This is a genomic window from Acinetobacter lwoffii, from assembly GCF_024129685.1.
Lineage (GTDB): Bacteria > Pseudomonadota > Gammaproteobacteria > Pseudomonadales > Moraxellaceae > Acinetobacter > Acinetobacter lwoffii_X.
In genome coordinates this window covers 20785-36697 of sequence record NZ_JAMXXL010000013.1, presented here as the reverse complement: position 1 = coordinate 36697, position 15913 = coordinate 20785, and the positions used below count along the sequence as shown (strand labels likewise).

The 15913-nt window shown below is 42.1% G+C and carries 16 protein-coding genes and 2 tRNA genes; 12 read left to right on the top strand and 6 right to left on the bottom strand.

Annotated features, from left to right (window positions below):
* Positions 1-25 precede the first annotated feature (25 nt).
* Entirely contained in the window at positions 26-1642 is a 1617-nt protein-coding gene (gene cysN / locus NI464_RS08165; RefSeq protein ID WP_004279461.1) for a sulfate adenylyltransferase subunit CysN, read from the top strand.
* A gap of 145 nt (positions 1643-1787) precedes the next feature.
* The gene (locus NI464_RS08160; protein ID WP_004279462.1) at positions 1788-2060 is read left to right on the top strand and encodes a hypothetical protein; all 273 of its coding nucleotides are present in this window, start codon (positions 1788-1790) and stop codon (positions 2058-2060) included.
* Between the two features lie 69 nt (positions 2061-2129).
* On the opposite strand, the gene NI464_RS08155 is transcribed toward NI464_RS08160, so the two are convergent.
* Positions 2130-2474, bottom strand: coding sequence for a thioredoxin family protein (locus NI464_RS08155; RefSeq protein WP_253138148.1), 345 nt, complete (start codon positions 2472-2474; stop codon positions 2130-2132).
* A 130-nt stretch (positions 2475-2604) separates the two neighbouring features.
* On the opposite strand from NI464_RS08155, the gene NI464_RS08150 reads away from it, so the two are divergent.
* The 3 genes from NI464_RS08150 (at position 2605) to NI464_RS08140 (ending at position 5072) form a co-directional block, all read left to right on the top strand.
* The gene (locus NI464_RS08150) at positions 2605-3597 is read left to right on the top strand and encodes an NAD(P)H-quinone oxidoreductase (RefSeq protein WP_004279464.1); all 993 of its coding nucleotides are present in this window, start codon (positions 2605-2607) and stop codon (positions 3595-3597) included.
* A gap of 215 nt (positions 3598-3812) precedes the next feature.
* Entirely contained in the window at positions 3813-4016 is a 204-nt protein-coding gene (locus tag NI464_RS08145) for a hypothetical protein (protein ID WP_004646307.1), read from the top strand.
* Positions 4017-4169: 153 nt separating this feature from the next.
* Entirely contained in the window at positions 4170-5072 is a 903-nt protein-coding gene (locus NI464_RS08140; protein ID WP_004646308.1) for a helix-turn-helix transcriptional regulator, read from the top strand.
* Between the two features lie 151 nt (positions 5073-5223).
* Here NI464_RS08140 and NI464_RS08135 read toward each other — a convergent pair.
* Positions 5224-5309: transfer RNA gene (locus NI464_RS08135), tRNA-Leu, on the bottom strand.
* A 10-nt stretch (positions 5310-5319) separates the two neighbouring features.
* Positions 5320-5393, bottom strand: a tRNA-Cys gene (locus NI464_RS08130).
* Between the two features lie 153 nt (positions 5394-5546).
* On the opposite strand from NI464_RS08130, the gene folD reads away from it, so the two are divergent.
* Together folD and NI464_RS08120 are read left to right on the top strand one after the other, a co-directional pair.
* The gene (folD, locus tag NI464_RS08125; RefSeq protein WP_253138147.1) at positions 5547-6395 is read left to right on the top strand and encodes a bifunctional methylenetetrahydrofolate dehydrogenase/methenyltetrahydrofolate cyclohydrolase FolD; all 849 of its coding nucleotides are present in this window, start codon (positions 5547-5549) and stop codon (positions 6393-6395) included.
* A 135-nt stretch (positions 6396-6530) separates the two neighbouring features.
* Positions 6531-7199 carry a class I SAM-dependent methyltransferase gene (locus NI464_RS08120; protein ID WP_253138146.1) on the top strand — a complete coding sequence of 223 codons (669 nt, stop codon included), beginning with the start codon at positions 6531-6533 and terminating at the stop codon, positions 7197-7199.
* A 73-nt stretch (positions 7200-7272) separates the two neighbouring features.
* On the opposite strand, the gene NI464_RS08115 is transcribed toward NI464_RS08120, so the two are convergent.
* Both NI464_RS08115 and NI464_RS08110 read right to left on the bottom strand, forming a co-directional pair.
* Positions 7273-7695, bottom strand: a complete 423-nt coding sequence (locus tag NI464_RS08115; protein ID WP_253138145.1) for a hypothetical protein — start codon at positions 7693-7695, stop codon at positions 7273-7275.
* Between the two features lie 134 nt (positions 7696-7829).
* Complete coding sequence (locus NI464_RS08110) at positions 7830-9659, bottom strand: phosphoenolpyruvate carboxykinase (GTP) (protein WP_004279470.1); 1830 nt, start codon at positions 9657-9659, stop codon at positions 7830-7832.
* Between the two features lie 417 nt (positions 9660-10076).
* Between NI464_RS08110 and NI464_RS08105 the strand changes: the two genes are divergently transcribed.
* The 4 genes from NI464_RS08105 (at position 10077) to groL (ending at position 13936) form a co-directional block, all read left to right on the top strand.
* A complete protein-coding gene (locus tag NI464_RS08105; RefSeq protein WP_253138144.1) occupies positions 10077-11015 on the top strand; it encodes a diacylglycerol/lipid kinase family protein in 939 nt (312 codons plus the stop codon).
* Positions 10996-11772 (top strand): metallophosphoesterase family protein, encoded by a 777-nt coding sequence (locus NI464_RS08100; protein WP_253138143.1) that lies wholly within the window; start codon positions 10996-10998, stop codon positions 11770-11772. Before NI464_RS08105 ends, NI464_RS08100 begins: the two co-directional genes overlap by 20 nt.
* Before the next feature lie 168 nt (positions 11773-11940).
* The gene (locus NI464_RS08095; RefSeq protein WP_004646315.1) at positions 11941-12231 is read left to right on the top strand and encodes a co-chaperone GroES; all 291 of its coding nucleotides are present in this window, start codon (positions 11941-11943) and stop codon (positions 12229-12231) included.
* Positions 12232-12301: 70 nt separating this feature from the next.
* Positions 12302-13936: a chaperonin GroEL gene (gene groL / locus NI464_RS08090; protein ID WP_004279474.1), complete on the top strand. Its 1635-nt coding sequence runs from the start codon at positions 12302-12304 to the stop codon at positions 13934-13936.
* A 65-nt stretch (positions 13937-14001) separates the two neighbouring features.
* On the opposite strand, the gene NI464_RS08085 is transcribed toward groL, so the two are convergent.
* Positions 14002-14496: a copper resistance protein NlpE gene (locus NI464_RS08085; RefSeq protein ID WP_005107501.1), complete on the bottom strand. Its 495-nt coding sequence runs from the start codon at positions 14494-14496 to the stop codon at positions 14002-14004.
* Positions 14497-14723: 227 nt separating this feature from the next.
* Here NI464_RS08085 and NI464_RS08080 point away from each other — a divergent pair, with 227 nt between their 5' ends.
* Positions 14724-15878, top strand: a complete 1155-nt coding sequence (locus NI464_RS08080; protein ID WP_253138142.1) for a LuxR C-terminal-related transcriptional regulator — start codon at positions 14724-14726, stop codon at positions 15876-15878.
* Positions 15879-15913: the final 35 nt, after the last annotated feature.

Below are 15913 nucleotides of genomic sequence, written 5' to 3'. Positions count from 1 at the left end.
TAAAGAATATGTGGAGCTTTGAGCGATGTCTCATCAATCTGATTTAATCAGCCAAGATATCTTGGGCTATCTGAAACAACATGAAAATAAAGACCTGTTGCGTTTCCTGACTTGCGGTAACGTGGACGATGGTAAATCGACGTTAATCGGTCGTCTGCTGTATGATTCAAAATTGATTTATGAAGATCAATTACAGGCCGTGACCCGTGACTCGAAGAAAGTCGGTACGACAGGTGATGCACCTGATTTGGCACTTCTGGTCGATGGTTTGCAAGCAGAGCGTGAGCAAGGTATTACCATTGATGTGGCCTATCGTTATTTTTCGACAGAAAAGCGTAAGTTCATCATCGCGGACACGCCGGGACACGAACAGTACACTCGTAACATGGCGACAGGTGCATCGACGTGTGACCTTGCAATCATTTTGATTGATGCACGTTATGGCGTGCAAACCCAGACACGTCGTCATACCTTTATTGCGAGTTTGCTTGGGATCAAGAACATCATTGTTGCGATCAACAAGATGGACTTGGTGGAATTCTCTGAAACACGTTTCAATGAAATCCAGGCTGAATATGCGGCATTCGTTGCACAATTGGGCGATCGTAAACCAAGCAATATCATCTTTACGCCTATTTCTGCATTGAATGGCGATAACGTGGTGAACAAGTCAGCCAATACGCCATGGTACACTGGTGAAACGCTGATGGGTACACTTGAATCGGTGGAAATTAACCGTAGTTCAGCGAAGCAGGATTTCCGTTTCCCTGTGCAATACGTGAACCGTCCAAACCTCGACTTCCGTGGTTTCTGCGGTACGATCGCACTTGGCGATATCAATGTTGGCGATACCGTAACAGCATTACCTTCTGGTAAATCATCGACTGTCAAAGAAATTGTCACTTTTGATGGCAATCTTGAGCATGCAGTTGCAGGTCAGGCAGTGACTTTAACGCTTAACGATGAAATTGATATTTCACGTGGTAACGTGTTAATTCGTGCGGATCAAGCTGTTCCAAATATTTCCCGTTCAGTTCAAGCGACTGTTGTGTGGATGGCAGATCAACCACTTGTACTGGGTAAGCTGTACAACATCAAGATTGGTACGCAAACCGTTCCGGCAAAAGTAACGGCAATTCATTACCGTACCAACGTTAACACATTGGAAAAAGTTCAGGTGGATAAACTTGAGCTAAATGCAATCGCCAATGTGACTGTTGAATTTGATGCACCAGTGGTCTTTGACCGTTATCAAGACAGCCGTTTCACCGGTTCGTTTATCTTCATCGATCGTTTGAATAACGTGACGATTGGTGCTGGTATGGTGGAAGAATCAGTTGAATGGTCTGCACACGATGAGCCTGTCACTGCAGAAGCACGTGCGGCACGTTTGGGTCAAAAACCTGCTGCGGTGACTGTATCTGGTAAAGCTTTGGAAAATGCTCAGGCGCTAGAAAGCTTGCTGATTCAGCAAGGGATCGTTGCTATTGCTAAAGCAGGTTTGAATGCGGAGCAGGTTGCACTGGTTCGTGAAACTGGTGTGGTTGTGATTACCGATGCTGCTGAAGGTACAGACACGACTTTAACCGTAGATACAGTTGAAGAACTTGCTGAGAAGATTGTGGAATTGGTTCGTCTTTAAGACTGGACTGATTTGAAGAAACCCGCTGAAAAGCGGGTTTTTTATTGCCTAAATTTTGATTGCATGAAAATCATTCGATTAGTCAAAATGTGATCTTTCAATTTACTAGTCAATTAATACAATACTCCCTAGATTTGGGGAATATATGAAAAAATTAATATTGCTGGCTGGCTTGTGTGTGGCTTTTGGAGCTGAAGCCAAACAGAGCAGCCAAAGCGTTGAAGCAATCAAGCAAAAAATAATCCAGCAGTCGATTGAGAATTATCCGGGAAATTGTCCGTGTCCTTACAATACTGCAAGTAATGGTAGTCGTTGTGGTAAGCGTAGTGCTTATAATCGTGCAGGCGGATATGCGCCGCTGTGTTATCCGGAAGATGTGAGTGATCGAATGGTAAAGGAATATAAAGGGCGTAGTTAATTAAAGGCTCCGTATTTAGATAGTGAGCTAAAAGAAATATTTTTGTTAGATTTGGCTTCACATGGGTAATTATTCATAAGAATCATTGAGGACTAAGGCCAGAATTGCTTTCATTTCGGTTAAACTTTTCACGCCTGCAATCCTTTTAATAATTTCTCCATTTCTAAAAATAAGCGTAGAAGGCAAACCATAGGCATTATAGCGCAAGGTTAAAATCGGAGACTGATCCACATTGATCTTGCCAAATTTAACTTCAGGATTTACCTCAGCATAGTATGTCGCCAGTTCGGCAAAGATCGGAAAATTCTGAACACAGGGCTTGCACCAGTCTGCACAAAAGCGAATCACGGCAAAACCTTCAAACCACTCAAAATCACTGTAATTGTTTTCGTTATATTCGATCACTTGGGTCATGGTTGGCCTATTATCAATTTCCTGAATAGTCCCCCGATTATACATAAGTCCGATGTAGCTTCATTCCTCATGCTAACTATGTTCAAATAAGTCCAAGATATATGAAATGCATAGATTAGGGAAAGAAATCATGTCGCAACAAACCATGCAGCAAGTCATTATTACAGAACCAGGTGGTGTCGATAAACTCGCTTATGAAACGGTGACTGTACCTGAACCTAAAGCAGATGAAGTTCTGGTGAAAGTTCATGCCTTTGGTATTAACCGTCCAGATATCCTGCAGCGTCAAGGCTTATATCCGATGCCGAAAGGGGTAACGCCAGTTCCTGGCCTGGAAGTGGCAGGTGAGGTGGTTGCGATTGGTAGTGATGTAAGTCAGTTTAAAGTTGGTGATCAAGTCTGTGGTTTGACCAATGGTGGCGGTTATGCTGAATATTGCGTCATACCTGAAAGCCAGACCTTGAATATTCCTGAAGGCGTAAGTTTTGTACAGGCAGCGGCCATTCCTGAAACTTTCTTTACTGTATGGGCGAACGTGTTCCAGATGGGTAAGGCCAAAGCAGGGGAAACTGTACTGGTACATGGTGGAACGAGCGGGATTGGTACGACTGCTTTAATGTTATGTAAATCACTCGGAATCAAAACTTTTGCAACTGTCGGTTCAGATGAAAAAGTTGCGGCTATTTCTGATTTAACCACGGCTATTAATTATAAAACTCAGGACTTTGAGCAAGTTATTAATGAAGCCACTGACAATGGTGGTGTCGATGTCATTTTAGATATGGTCGGTGCACCATATTTAGAGCGTAATTTGAATTTGTTGCGCCGTGATGGACGTCTGGTCTATATCGCTTTCTTGGGGGGTGCCAAGGCCAAAGAAGTCAAACTGGGTCAAATCATGATGAAACGTCTGACCATTACCGGTTCGACCATGCGTGCACGCAGCACGGCTGAAAAAGCGGAAATTGCACAAGGCCTGAAAGAGCAGATTGCACCATTGTGGGCAAAAGGCGAATGTCTCCCGATGATCTATAAAACGTTTAAGTTCGATCAGATTCAGGATGCCCATGCCACAATGGATACTGGAGAGCATGTGGGTAAAGTTGTAGTTGAAATTATTTAATACGAGATAAGTGATTCAAAAAAAGCCAGTAATTTTACTGGCTTTTTTTAATTTTAAGTAAAATATTATTACAAATAAATATATAAAATCTTGAATAAAAATTAAAAAATGTTAACTGTTCGACACAACCTGTCAATTATGACACGTAAATTGCATGTATAGATAATTCCGACCAAATGGTTAAACATTCACATGAATGTGAGAGGGAAAATAAGATGAAAATTATTTCAACAGCATATAGTTCAAAACATAGTTTAAGAGCATTACGACGTATTCATAAAATGATTATTCGCGGAACCATCAGCTGGGTAGAGTTACATAAAATGTATCGGGCGATGCTGCATCTGGAGCGTTATATAGAAAGATTAACAATACAAAATCGTCATTCAAGCAAGAAAGCATCCAGAAAATCCAAATAAGATCTTGTATTTTTAGGGTGAATAAAGGGTCAAGATCTGATGCAAAAAAATATCTTAGACTTTGTCCTAATATTATTCATTGATCGGCATTCAGTATAATCATTCAACATCTAGCGATAAATAAGTACATGAGAATGTATTAAGTGGGGATTTATGAAGCGCCCAGCTTCAACACATGAGCGTCTTGCAGAGCGTTTAGCCAGAATTTTGACCAAATTAAACGTCGGATATCAACTCCGGGCTGCAGAGCTAGCTGCAGAATTTCAGGTCAGCACCCGCACCATTGAGCGTGATTTTGATCGTCTAGGCTCTTACTTACCCTTACTTCAAGATGAACAGAAACGATATTATCTGGAACCCTCTTATTTAGGGCGCTTTAAATTGCAGGATATCCAGACTTTTGCCCAGCTTTCGGGGATCAGTGAGCTGTATCCGGCGCTGGATATGTCTTTTATGCGTGAATTGCTGGATGAGCGGGCAAATCAGGTATTTTCGGCAAAAGGCTATTATTTTGAAGATGCCAAACAGTTTGCCGAGCATTTCAAGTTGCTTGCAAGCGCAATCTATAAACGTCAGCAGGTTGAGTTGCAATATTCAGATCAATTGCGAATCATTAAGCCTTATCGCTTGATTCACCATCATGGTATCTGGTATCTGGTGGGTGTAGATCAGGACAAGTTGCGCACCTATCGCTTAAGTCAGGTGCAACAACTCAAGCTGGTTTCTGAGGTGGAGAGCTTTGCGCATGATCCTGAAATACTAAAAATACTGGTAGATGAAGACAGCATCTGGTTTGGGCAGCAAAAGCAGCAAGTCTTAATCAAGGTACAACCTGAAGTCGCGATCTTTTTTAAAGAGCGCCGTTTATTTCCAGAACAGCAGATCGAGCAGGAAACAGGGACTGGAGAGTTAGTGATTAGTTGCCAGATTCGTCACGAAATGCAGTTATTGCCTTTGGTGCGTTACTGGTTACCTTATGTGAAAATTATTGAGCCGATTCATTTCCAGCAAAAACTGGAACAGGATTTGCAAGGATATTTACGTTCTGCTGGATGATATTGAGAAAGCAGAGCAGGAGGGCCTGATTAATGATGACACTTTAAATGGGAATTTAATTTACTTATTTTTTGACTAACTAAATTACAGACATAAAAAAACCAGCTTTCGCTGGGTTCTTTATTTGCACCATCTTTCTATAGTAGAAGAATGGTGCCCGAGGCCAGACTCGAACTGGCACGCTTTGTGGGCGGGGGATTTTAAATCCCCTGTGTCTACCGATTTCACCACTCGGGCTTTAACAAGATGGAGGCGGAGGTCGGAATCGAACCGGCGTCCACGGAGTTGCAGTCCGCTGCATGACCACTCTGCCACCCCGCCGCGTCTTGTTGATGCGTATATTAGCAAGCTCAGAAAAAAAAACAATAGTGTATTCATCTGTATGCGCATAAAAACATCATCTGGCGGAAAATATTTAAATTATTCATGTAGAATGTGCAAAATTGATTCATATCAACACTTGGGAGAAGTGCCGTGGCATTAGTTCTAGACGGTCGTGCATTGGCGAAGCAAATTGAAGCTGACTTGTTTACTCGCGTAGAAGCGCTGAAAGCAAAATCAGGTCGTACTCCAATTCTTGCGACGATTTTGGTAGGTGACGATGGTGCATCTGCAACTTATGTTCGCATGAAAGGCAATGCCTGCCGCCGTGTTGGTATGGATTCACTCAAAGTGGAACTTCCTAAAGAAACCACAACTGAAGAATTATTGGCTGAAATTGAAAAATTAAATGCAAATCCTGATGTGCACGGTATTCTGCTTCAGCACCCGGTTCCTGCGCAAATTGATGAGCGTGCCTGTTTCGATGCAATCTCGCTTGAAAAAGACGTAGATGGTGTCACTTGCCTGGGCTATGGTCGTATGGCAATGGGTGAGGCAGCCTATGGTTCAGCGACGCCTGCGGGTATTATGACTATCCTGAAAGAGAACAACATTGAAATCGCTGGTAAACATGCGGTAGTTGTAGGTCGTTCTGCAATTTTGGGTAAACCAATGGCTGCGATGCTGCTAGAAGCGAATGCAACCGTAACCATTTGCCACTCACGTACTCAAGATCTTGCTAGCTTCGTTAAGCAAGCAGATATCATTGTTGGTGCGGTAGGTAAAGCAGAATTAATTCAAAAAGACTGGATCAAACAAGGTGCAGTGGTTGTTGATGCTGGTTTCCATCCATGTGATGGCGGTGGTGTTGGTGATATCCAACTTGTTGGCATTGAAGAAATTGCTTCTGCTTACACACCAGTTCCGGGTGGTGTAGGTCCAATGACGATTACCACTTTAATCCGTCAAACGGTTGAAGCTGCTGAAAAAGCTTTAGGTTAATCAAATCCTCCCTAACCCTCCTTTTTCAAAGGAGGGAACTCTGATCACTATTTTTGGATGGAGTTTCCCCCTCTTTTTTAAAGAGGGGCTAGGGGAGATTCTTCAAAGACATTAATACTAATTAAAAGAAATCTAATGAGCTGCACCTTCCGACTCCCTCAAGCCCCAGAACATCTACTAAAAGCCTTGCATGATGTGATTCCACACTGTGAGCTACATGCACAGCAATTGCCGGATACACCCATTTCCCTGTGGTTGATTCCGCCAATATTCCCAACAGATAAGCTGGATGATGAGGTGATTCGTCGCATTTGGAATGATACACCATACTGGATCTTTTGCTGGGCCTCAGGCTTGGCGATGGCGCAGTGGCTATTGGCAGAGCCGCATCATGTTAAAGACAAAGTAGTTTTGGATTTTGGGGCGGGATCTGGCGTAGTTGCCATTGCGGCGAAAATGGCAGGTGCAAAACGTGTGATCTGCTGTGATATCGATCAAGTTAGTCTAGATGCCTGTCGTGCCAATGCAGAGCTAAATGATGTCGAGCTTGAATATCTGGATGACCTATATAAGGCAGAGAAAGTGGATATTTTATTAGCCGCAGATGTGCTCTATGATCAATGTAACCGTTTCTTCCTGGATGAGCTTTTAAAATTTGCACCTGAGGTGTGGGTTGCAGACAGTCGGGTAAAAAACTTTAGTCATCCTCAATATGAAAAACTGGATGAGCGTAGTGCGACGACCTGGCCGGATTTGGATGAATCGCCCGAATTTCGTAATGTCAGTTTCTATAAAACACGTTAAATTTAAAAAATTAAAAAGGGCACTAGGCCCTTTTTGATTGTCTTACTCTGATTAAGTAACTAAGTATCAGATATTAAGAACAGGTATAACGAATAACCCGCATGGTCGTAGGGCGGGCTTCTAAAGCTTCGCGTGCACCCGGGTTCTCGCTATTATGTAAATCAGGCGTATTGCTCAAGCTGATTTGCGTGCGGCTATTACCCAGTTGGCGGCCATAGTTTTCCTGTTCCGCAGTTGGATTGGAAATTTCATTGGTGCTTAAAATCTGGATGTTGTAAGTTTTGGAATTTCCTAATACGTGTCTGCAAGCGGCTTGCAAGCGATTTTCATCCTGGCTTGGTCGTCCTGAGAGGGTGTAGCTCAAGGTTGCTGTATTGCCTGAACGTTCCAGAATTTCATAGCCACTTTGTCCATTGAATTGATGGGGTGTGGTCTGACATGCACTCACTACGAAACTGCTCGCAGCCATAGCCAAAATTACTGTTGTTCTTTTCATGTTTATAGTTCCTGAAGTGTTGGCTTAAGTATGCCATATTTTGCTTAAACTGCTGCTCTGGTCAATTGTGATCAATTGTTTAAACAGCCAATAAAAAAGGCCGCTTACGCGACCTTTTTTAATTAAATCAGCAATTAAGCAGATTTAACCGCAGCAATAAGTTCTGCTTGACGAGTTTTTAACGCTTCCGGTAAACGCTCACCTAACTTATCGAACAATTCAGTATGGCTTTCAAGCTCTTTGATCCATTGATCTTTGTCTTGAGAAGTTACTAGGTCAAACTGTTCTTTAGTGAAGTCAGAACCAGTCCAGTTCAGCTGTTCGTAAGTAGGAACTAGGCCGATTGGTGTTTCAACAGCATCAGCACGACCTTCACAACGGTCAATGATCCACTCAAGAACACGCATGTTTTGACCGAAACCAGGCCATACGAAGTTGCCTTCAGCATCACGACGGAACCAGTTCACGTTGTAGATACCTGGAAGTTTGTTGCCAGCAGCAGCAGCTTTCGCACCCACTTGCTCACCCATTTCTAACCAGTGCGTGAAGTAATCTGCCATGTTGTAGCCCGCGAATGGAAGCATCGCGAACGGGTCACGACGAACAACACCTTGTTGACCAACAGCAGCAGCAGTTGTTTCAGAGCCCATCGTTGCAGCTTTGTAAACACCGTCAACCCAGTCAAATGCTTCTGAAATTAGAGGCACAGTGTCTGCACGGCGACCACCGAAGATGAACGCAGAAATTGGCACGCCAGCTGGATTTTCCCAGTCAGCGTCAATAGAAGGGCATTGACCAGCTGCAACTGTGAAACGAGCATTTGGATGCGCTGCTTTTTCTTCGCCAGTGTGTGGTTGACCTTTCCAGTTAGTCAGGTTGGCAGGCGCTTCTTTAGTCAGACCTTCCCACCATACTTCACCGTTGTCAGTCACAGCGACGTTTGTATAAATCACGTCTTTGTGCATGGTTGCCATACAGTTCGGGTTGGTCTTGGTGTTGGTACCAGGCGCTACACCGAAGAAGCCAGCTTCAGGGTTGATTGCATATAAGCGACCGTCTTCACCTGGTTTGATCCAAGCAATATCGTCACCTACAGTTTCAATCTTCCAGCCTTCATAGCCTGCTGGTGGAATCAACATAGCGAAGTTTGTTTTACCACATGCAGATGGGAATGCAGCTGCGATGTAGTGTTTTTCGCCTTGTGGATTGGTCACGCCAAGGATCAGCATGTGTTCAGCTAACCAGCCTTGTTGACGACCCATAAATGATGCAATACGTAATGCCAGGCATTTTTTACCCAACAATGCGTTACCGCCATAACCAGAACCATAAGACCAGATCTCACGAGTTTCTGGGTAATGCACGATGTATTTTTCTTTGTTGCAAGGCCATGCAACATCTTTTTCGCCGTTCGCAAGCGGAGCACCTACAGTGTGTACGCAAGGAACGTATTCACCGTCAGTACCAAGAACGTCATAAACAGCTTTACCCATACGAGCCATTTTAGACATGCTTACTGCAACGTAAGGAGAGTCAGTTAACTCGATACCGATATGAGCGATATGAGAACCCAATGGACCCATAGAGAATGGAACCACATAAAGTGTACGACCTGCCATTGAACCGTCAAATAAACCGTTCAATTTTTCGCGCATGACAGCAGGTGCTTCCCAATTGTTGGTCGCGCCAGCATCGTCTTTATTTTCAGAGCAGATGTAAGTACGATCTTCAACACGTGCTACGTCAGAAGGATCAGAATTTGCAAGATAAGAACCAGGATGAGTTTCTTGATTCAGCGCTTGCATTGTGCCGTTAGCGATCATCAAGTCGATATAACGTTGATATTCTTCTGCGCTACCGTCACACCATTCAATTTTTGCTGGTTTTGTTAATTTAGCAATCTCTTCCACCCAAGCAATAAGCTTAGGGTGACGAACGAATTCTGGTGCGTTCACTTGGGTCATGGTGAGGCCTATCTCAAATGTGTACAAATTAGATGTACAAAGTACAATCCGAGCAATAAAAAATATCGCCCAGATGAAATATGAAAAAAAGTGGCTGTATTAAAGCATAAAATGATAAAAAAAATAAGACCAAAGAAGTGCTAGATTTCTTTTGGAATATAATGCTATTTTATTTATAAATATAAGTAAAACAACAAGATAAAACTAAATATTTGAATTATTAATGTTATTTATTTAAATTATGGATAGTATTTATTTTAAAAATTAATATTAAAATCATTAACTTAATTTTATAAGACCTCTAATATTCATTATTGATTAAATAAATGGTTGCCATTTGAATTTTACATAAAGCCACTGTTAATTGTCTATGAATTGGACAAAATGCCAATAGGCTTCAATGAAATTGTGCGAAAAATGTCTAATCAATCTAAACCCTTATCGCTAATTTTTAATCATAAAGCTGGTTTTCGCATACAGGGGCCAGAAGGCATTTATGAGCAGCTGATCGATATATTTTCAGCACAGGGTTATCAAACTAAAGCTTATGAAATCAATGATTCACAGCAATTTGATAAAATTATGACTGAAGTGCTTGAACAGCATTTGGCATCTAGCGAGTCAGGAATTATCGTTGCAGCAGGCGGAGATGGCACTTTAAATACAGTCGCCAAACATGTGTTAAATACGCAAATTCCTGTCGGTATTTTGCCTTTAGGGACTTTTAACTATGTGGCCAGATTATTGGGGATTCCGCTGGATTTGCTTGAAGCGGCAAAAGTGATTGCGACAGGGCGGCCTCAACGTATGAATGTTGCCCGGATCAATCAGGAAATTTATCTGAATAATGCCAGTCTGGGTCTATATCCTTTATTTATTAAAAAACGTGAAGGCTATAATCGTATTTTTGGTCGCTTACCGCTACATGCCTATACCTCTGCACTGGATGTTTTAATTCGTGACCGTAAAGAATTAAAACTAAAAATCTGGGTGGATCAAAAGAAATATCCGGTGAGAACACCACTGATCTTTTTTGGCAATAATCCCTTGCAACTGGCGGATATGAAAATGCGCATTGCAGAAGCTGCTGAAAAAGGCAAAGTGGCGGGAGTGGTGGTTTCTAAAAGTGATAAGCTTACTTTATTTAAGCTGGTGTATCAGCTGATTCGTGGCAAGATTGACCAGGCATCGGATGTTTATAGTTTTGCAGCCGATCAAGTCCGAATCGAATCCAGAGCCAAGAAACTGATGGTGGCGATTGATGGGGAAATTGTGGAAATGGCCCCGCCACTCAATATTTCTGTATTAAAAGATAGCCTAAGCGTAATGGTGCCACATGATCCTGCATCTATCTGATCTGCATTTTGGAACAGAGAAGCCGGAGTGTTTAGAAGCGATTCGGCATTTCTGTCAGACCCATCCACTTGAAGCAGTCGTCATCAGCGGTGATCTGACCCAGCGCGCACGTTTGAGTCAATTCTTTGCCTGTAAAAAATTTTTAGATCAGCTCAATATGCCTTATATGGTGATCCCGGGGAATCATGATATTCCGCTCTATCATTTGTGGAATCGGTTTTTCAATCCATTTACCCGTTACCAGATTTTTTTTGGTGAATTGGAGCCAATATTTGAAACTGAAAATTTTTATCTGATTGGGGTGAATTCGATCCGACGTCGATATCATACCAAAGGGTATTTATCCCTTGAGCAGATTCAGCGCATTGACCTGACGCTGGCGCAGGCGCCTGCGTCCAAATTAAAAATCATTGTCAGCCATCAGCCTTTTTATGTACCCTTTCAAAATAAGCGCGGTTTCAAGGACAGTCCACTGATGGCCAAAATTGCTTTAGAGGCCTGGGCAGAGCATGGTCTGTTTGCGCTGTTACATGGGCATCTGCATCAACCCGCGATTTATGATTTGAATCAGATGTTCGGACTAGGGGTGGATCATCCTGTATATGATGTGCATGCGGGGACTTCTGCGTCAAATCGTCTGCATAAAAATGAACCTAACAGTTTTAATCTGATTGATGCCACAGGAAAAATTTCTCAATATTTGTTCGACGAAGCGGCGCAAGCCTTTTTGTTGAAAGCCGATCTGCTGAATAAATAGACGAAAACCTATGATTCGTTAAAAAAAACCAATTTTTTTTCATTTTTGCCCTTGAAGCGTTTTATTCCATCTCCATAAAAGTGACATCAAAAATTTTTGATGATGACCCATGGAATAATTAAGTCGTCATCAGTGACCTAAAAAAGACTTAGTCTGATGGAGTTATTTATGAGCAACATTCGTCCATTACATGACCGCGTTGTTATTCGTCGTGTTGAAGAAGAAACTAAAACAGCTGGAGGCATTTTACTTCCAGGTTCGGCTGCTGAGAAACCTGCTCAAGGTGAAATCATTGCAGTTGGTAATGGTCAAATCACTGATAATGGCGTACGCGCGTTAGACGTAAAAGTTGGCGACAAAGTATTGTTCGGTACTTATGCAGGCACTACTGTAAAAGTAAACGGCGAAGAGCTTTTAATCATGAAAGAATCTGACATTTTAGCGGTATTAGAAGCTTAATCTGCGCTAAAAAAGTTTTATTCGTTCCAAATCAGATTTTGTAAAGATACAACAATATTCGGAGTCAAATATGTCAGCTAAAGACGTAAAATTTGGTGATTCAGCTCGTTCAAAAATGATTGCTGGTGTAAACACCCTTGCAGATGCAGTAAAGGTTACTTTGGGTCCTAAGGGCCGTAACGTTGTTATCGACCGTTCTTTTGGTGCACCGCACATCACTAAAGATGGTGTCACTGTTGCCAAAGAAATTACGCTGAAAGACAAGTTCGAGAACATGGGTGCTCAACTGGTTCGTGAAGTTTCTTCAAAAACCAATGACATCGCAGGTGATGGTACAACGACTGCAACTGTATTGGCACAAGCAATTTTGAATGAAGGCATCAAGTCAGTAACAGCGGGTATGAACCCAATGGACTTGAAACGCGGTATCGATATTGCGGTACGTTCTGTAGTTGAAAACATCAAGGCAACTGCAAAACCAGCATCAGACTCTAAAGCGATTGAACAAGTAGGTTCGATCTCTGCTAACTCTGATACGACTGTAGGTCAGCTGATTGCGCAAGCAATGGAAAAAGTGGGCAAAGAAGGCGTGATCACGGTTGAAGAAGGTTCAGGCTTCGAAGATTCGCTTGACGTAGTTGAAGGCATGCAGTTCGACCGCGGTTATATTTCTCCGTACTTCGCGAACAAGCAAGATACTTTAACAGCTGAACTTGAAAATCCATTCATTCTTCTTGTTGATAAAAAAATCAGCAATATTCGTGAATTGATTACAGTACTTGAAGCTGTTGCTAAAACTGGTAAACCGCTTTTAATCATTTCTGAAGATGTTGAAGGCGAAGCGCTTGCAACTCTTGTGGTCAACAACATGCGCGGTATTATCAAAGTATGTGCGGTGAAAGCACCTGGTTTTGGTGACCGTCGTAAAGCTATGCTTCAAGACATCGCGATCTTGACTGGCGGTACTGTGATTTCTGAAGAAATCGGCATGCAGCTGGATCAAACGACGCTTGATCATTTGGGTACAGCACATAAAGTAACTGTTTCTAAAGAAAATACTGTAATTGTAGATGGTGCGGGTAACGCTGGCCAAATCGCTGACCGTGTACAGCAGATCCGTGCACAGATCGAAGAATCTACTTCAGAATATGACAAAGAAAAACTTCAAGAGCGTGTAGCGAAACTTGCTGGCGGTGTTGCTGTCATCAAAATCGGTGCTGCAACTGAAGTTGCAATGAAAGAGAAGAAAGACCGTGTAGACGATGCGCTTCACGCGACTCGCGCTGCGGTTGAAGAAGGTGTTGTTGCGGGTGGTGGTGTTGCACTGGTACGTGCTGCATCTGCACTTGAAGGCGTAACAGGCGCAAATGATGACCAAAATGTAGGTATCAACATTCTTCGTCGTGCGATTGAAGCACCGCTTCGTCAAATCGTATCTAACGCAGGTGATGAGCCTTCTGTAGTGATCAACGCTGTGAAGAATGGTGAAGGTAACTTCGGTTATAACGCTGCAACTGGCGAATATGGCGATATGCTGGAAATGGGTATTCTTGATCCTGCTAAAGTAACACGTTCTGCACTTGAGCACGCGGCTTCTGTTGCTGGCTTGATGCTGACCACTGAATGCATGATCACTGAAATCCCAGAAGACAAACCTGCAATGCCTGATATGGGCGGCATGGGTGGTATGGGCGGCATGATGTAATTCATCATCCGAGCATTTCATAAAAAATCCCCGCAATAGCGGGGATTTTTTATCTGTTTACAAAATTATGATGCGGACTTTTTAACTAATTTATAATTTAAATTACTGTCAATTTTTTTACCTGATTTCATCTCGCGTGCTTCAACAAAATTTTCACCGACAAAGAATTTACGGTTTTCAGCTTTGTTATCTAATGTGATGATTGAAGGATCTTGAGGGTCAAAACTGAAACTACCTTTAGTTTCCGTCTCATTATTTCCAGCTTTACCTAAATATTCCTCATTTAGCTCATAGGTTTTATCCGGATTGAGATCTAACTCGACCTTAATCCCTTCACAGTCAGCACAAGGAAAAACACCTTCGTATTCACCTGCCCAATCTAGCGAAGTTTCTGCGCTATCAGCACGGTTCACACTAGTATCCGCGTTATTTTGCTCCATCATGGCTGGGCTGGATTGAGCATTATTACTCATCGGCTCATTATCATTGGGCTTTGAACAGGCGGTTAAAGCTCCTGCAAGAACGACTGCTATCGCAGCAGTAAGCGTTAATTTTTTCATTGTTTTAACCCTATTAAATTATTTGTTATGAATTACATTAAAAGTAGTCAGTACAGATAAATAGGGCAATCTTGTTAAAGTTTGATTCATTAGGTGAATGAGGCCAGAGTTATTGATAAGTGAGCAGGATTTAAGAATTTTTAGCCAAGTTTAAAGTCACTTTATGCTGTTTCGTTAACCAATTCTGAACGCTATGATTAGAAAATAATGATAATGCGGAGGGGATAATGAAATTAGAACAAGAAAATAATCTGATTGCAAAAATTTATGATGCTGCTGTATTACCATCTTTGTGGCTGGACGTGATCAAAGATATCGTGAGCTATACTAAAAGTAAGAGTGCAATTTTTACCAGTCTGGATCAGCTTAATCCAGGCTATGACTTTGTCTATACGCACAATATCCCGAATGAAAGTCTGGCCGCTTATCAAGAGGAGCGTATCAGAGTGATTGATATGAAACTGCATATGCCCTTATGGAATGCGATCGAGATGGGCGATGCTTTAAGTCATAACTGTCAGCACTATGCAGAACAGCCGGGTACGGATCACTATGTGTTCTATGAGAAGTGTTTAAAGCCTGGCGGTGTATCTTATCTGGCGGGAGTATTGCTGGATCGGGGGAATTATCGTTGGGCGGTACTGGGTATTCATCGTGCACCTGAAGTACAGCCTTTTGAACAGCCTGAGCTGGATTTTCTAAGACGTATCAGTATTCATTTACGCCGGGCTTTGCAAATTCACCGGCAAATCAACTTGATTCAGCAAGATAATTTAAGCTTGTATACCGTATTGGATAGTTTAAAAACCGGAATTGTACTGCTTGATCAAAACCTGTGTTTAAGTTATTCCAATCCCATTGCGCAAAAGATGCTTGATCAAAGTTCATGTCTGGATCTGGATATACATAACCGTCTAAAAACCAATTATAGTCAGCAGATACGTTTTGATCAGCTTCTGGAAAGTGCTTTGCTGGAAGATACGACCATTCAAACTGAAGTGGGTGGAGTCCTGGCGTTGAGTGATGGGGCAGGCTCGCAATTCATGCTGACGGTAGTGCCCTTTAAGAAATTAAGAAATATGCAACATTTACAGTCTGCTCAGCATCAGATTGCATTATTTATGACGGATAAAAACCAGCATTATTCCCTGTCAAGAACTTACCTACAACAGTGTTACCAGCTTTCCAAACGAGAGTTTGATTTATGTGAGTTGTTAATTAATGGTTATAAAATAGAAGATATTGCAGAACAGTGTGGCATTACGCTGAGTTCGGTACGGACGTATTTTAAAAATATTTATGAAAAAACCCAATGTTGTTCGCAAATCAAACTGATGCATTTATTGATGGGTTGTACCATTCAATTTGAACATATTGATTAAACCGGCCTGAATTTCATATTCAAGCCGGTTTATAT

Bases quoted from the DNA above. Each gene is read 5' to 3' on its own strand.
- NI464_RS08155 (WP_253138148.1), bottom strand. From the start codon at position 2,474: ATGACCCAAGTGATCGAATATAACGAAAACAATTACAGTGATTTTGAG.
- NI464_RS08100 (WP_253138143.1), top strand. From the start codon at position 10,996: ATGATCCTGCATCTATCTGATCTGCATTTTGGAACAGAGAAGCCGGAG.
- NI464_RS08160 (WP_004279462.1), top strand. From the start codon at position 1,788: ATGAAAAAATTAATATTGCTGGCTGGCTTGTGTGTGGCTTTTGGAGCT.
- NI464_RS08145 (WP_004646307.1), top strand. From the start codon at position 3,813: ATGAAAATTATTTCAACAGCATATAGTTCAAAACATAGTTTAAGAGCA.
- NI464_RS08095 (WP_004646315.1), top strand. From the start codon at position 11,941: ATGAGCAACATTCGTCCATTACATGACCGCGTTGTTATTCGTCGTGTT.
- NI464_RS08120 (WP_253138146.1), top strand. From the start codon at position 6,531: ATGAGCTGCACCTTCCGACTCCCTCAAGCCCCAGAACATCTACTAAAA.
- NI464_RS08115 (WP_253138145.1), bottom strand. From the start codon at position 7,695: ATGAAAAGAACAACAGTAATTTTGGCTATGGCTGCGAGCAGTTTCGTA.
- NI464_RS08080 (WP_253138142.1), top strand. From the start codon at position 14,724: ATGAAATTAGAACAAGAAAATAATCTGATTGCAAAAATTTATGATGCT.
- groL (WP_004279474.1), top strand. From the start codon at position 12,302: ATGTCAGCTAAAGACGTAAAATTTGGTGATTCAGCTCGTTCAAAAATG.
- NI464_RS08150 (WP_004279464.1), top strand. From the start codon at position 2,605: ATGTCGCAACAAACCATGCAGCAAGTCATTATTACAGAACCAGGTGGT.
- NI464_RS08110 (WP_004279470.1), bottom strand. From the start codon at position 9,659: ATGACCCAAGTGAACGCACCAGAATTCGTTCGTCACCCTAAGCTTATT.
- NI464_RS08105 (WP_253138144.1), top strand. From the start codon at position 10,077: ATGTCTAATCAATCTAAACCCTTATCGCTAATTTTTAATCATAAAGCT.
- NI464_RS08140 (WP_004646308.1), top strand. From the start codon at position 4,170: ATGAAGCGCCCAGCTTCAACACATGAGCGTCTTGCAGAGCGTTTAGCC.
- NI464_RS08085 (WP_005107501.1), bottom strand. From the start codon at position 14,496: ATGAAAAAATTAACGCTTACTGCTGCGATAGCAGTCGTTCTTGCAGGA.
- cysN (WP_004279461.1), top strand. From the start codon at position 26: ATGTCTCATCAATCTGATTTAATCAGCCAAGATATCTTGGGCTATCTG.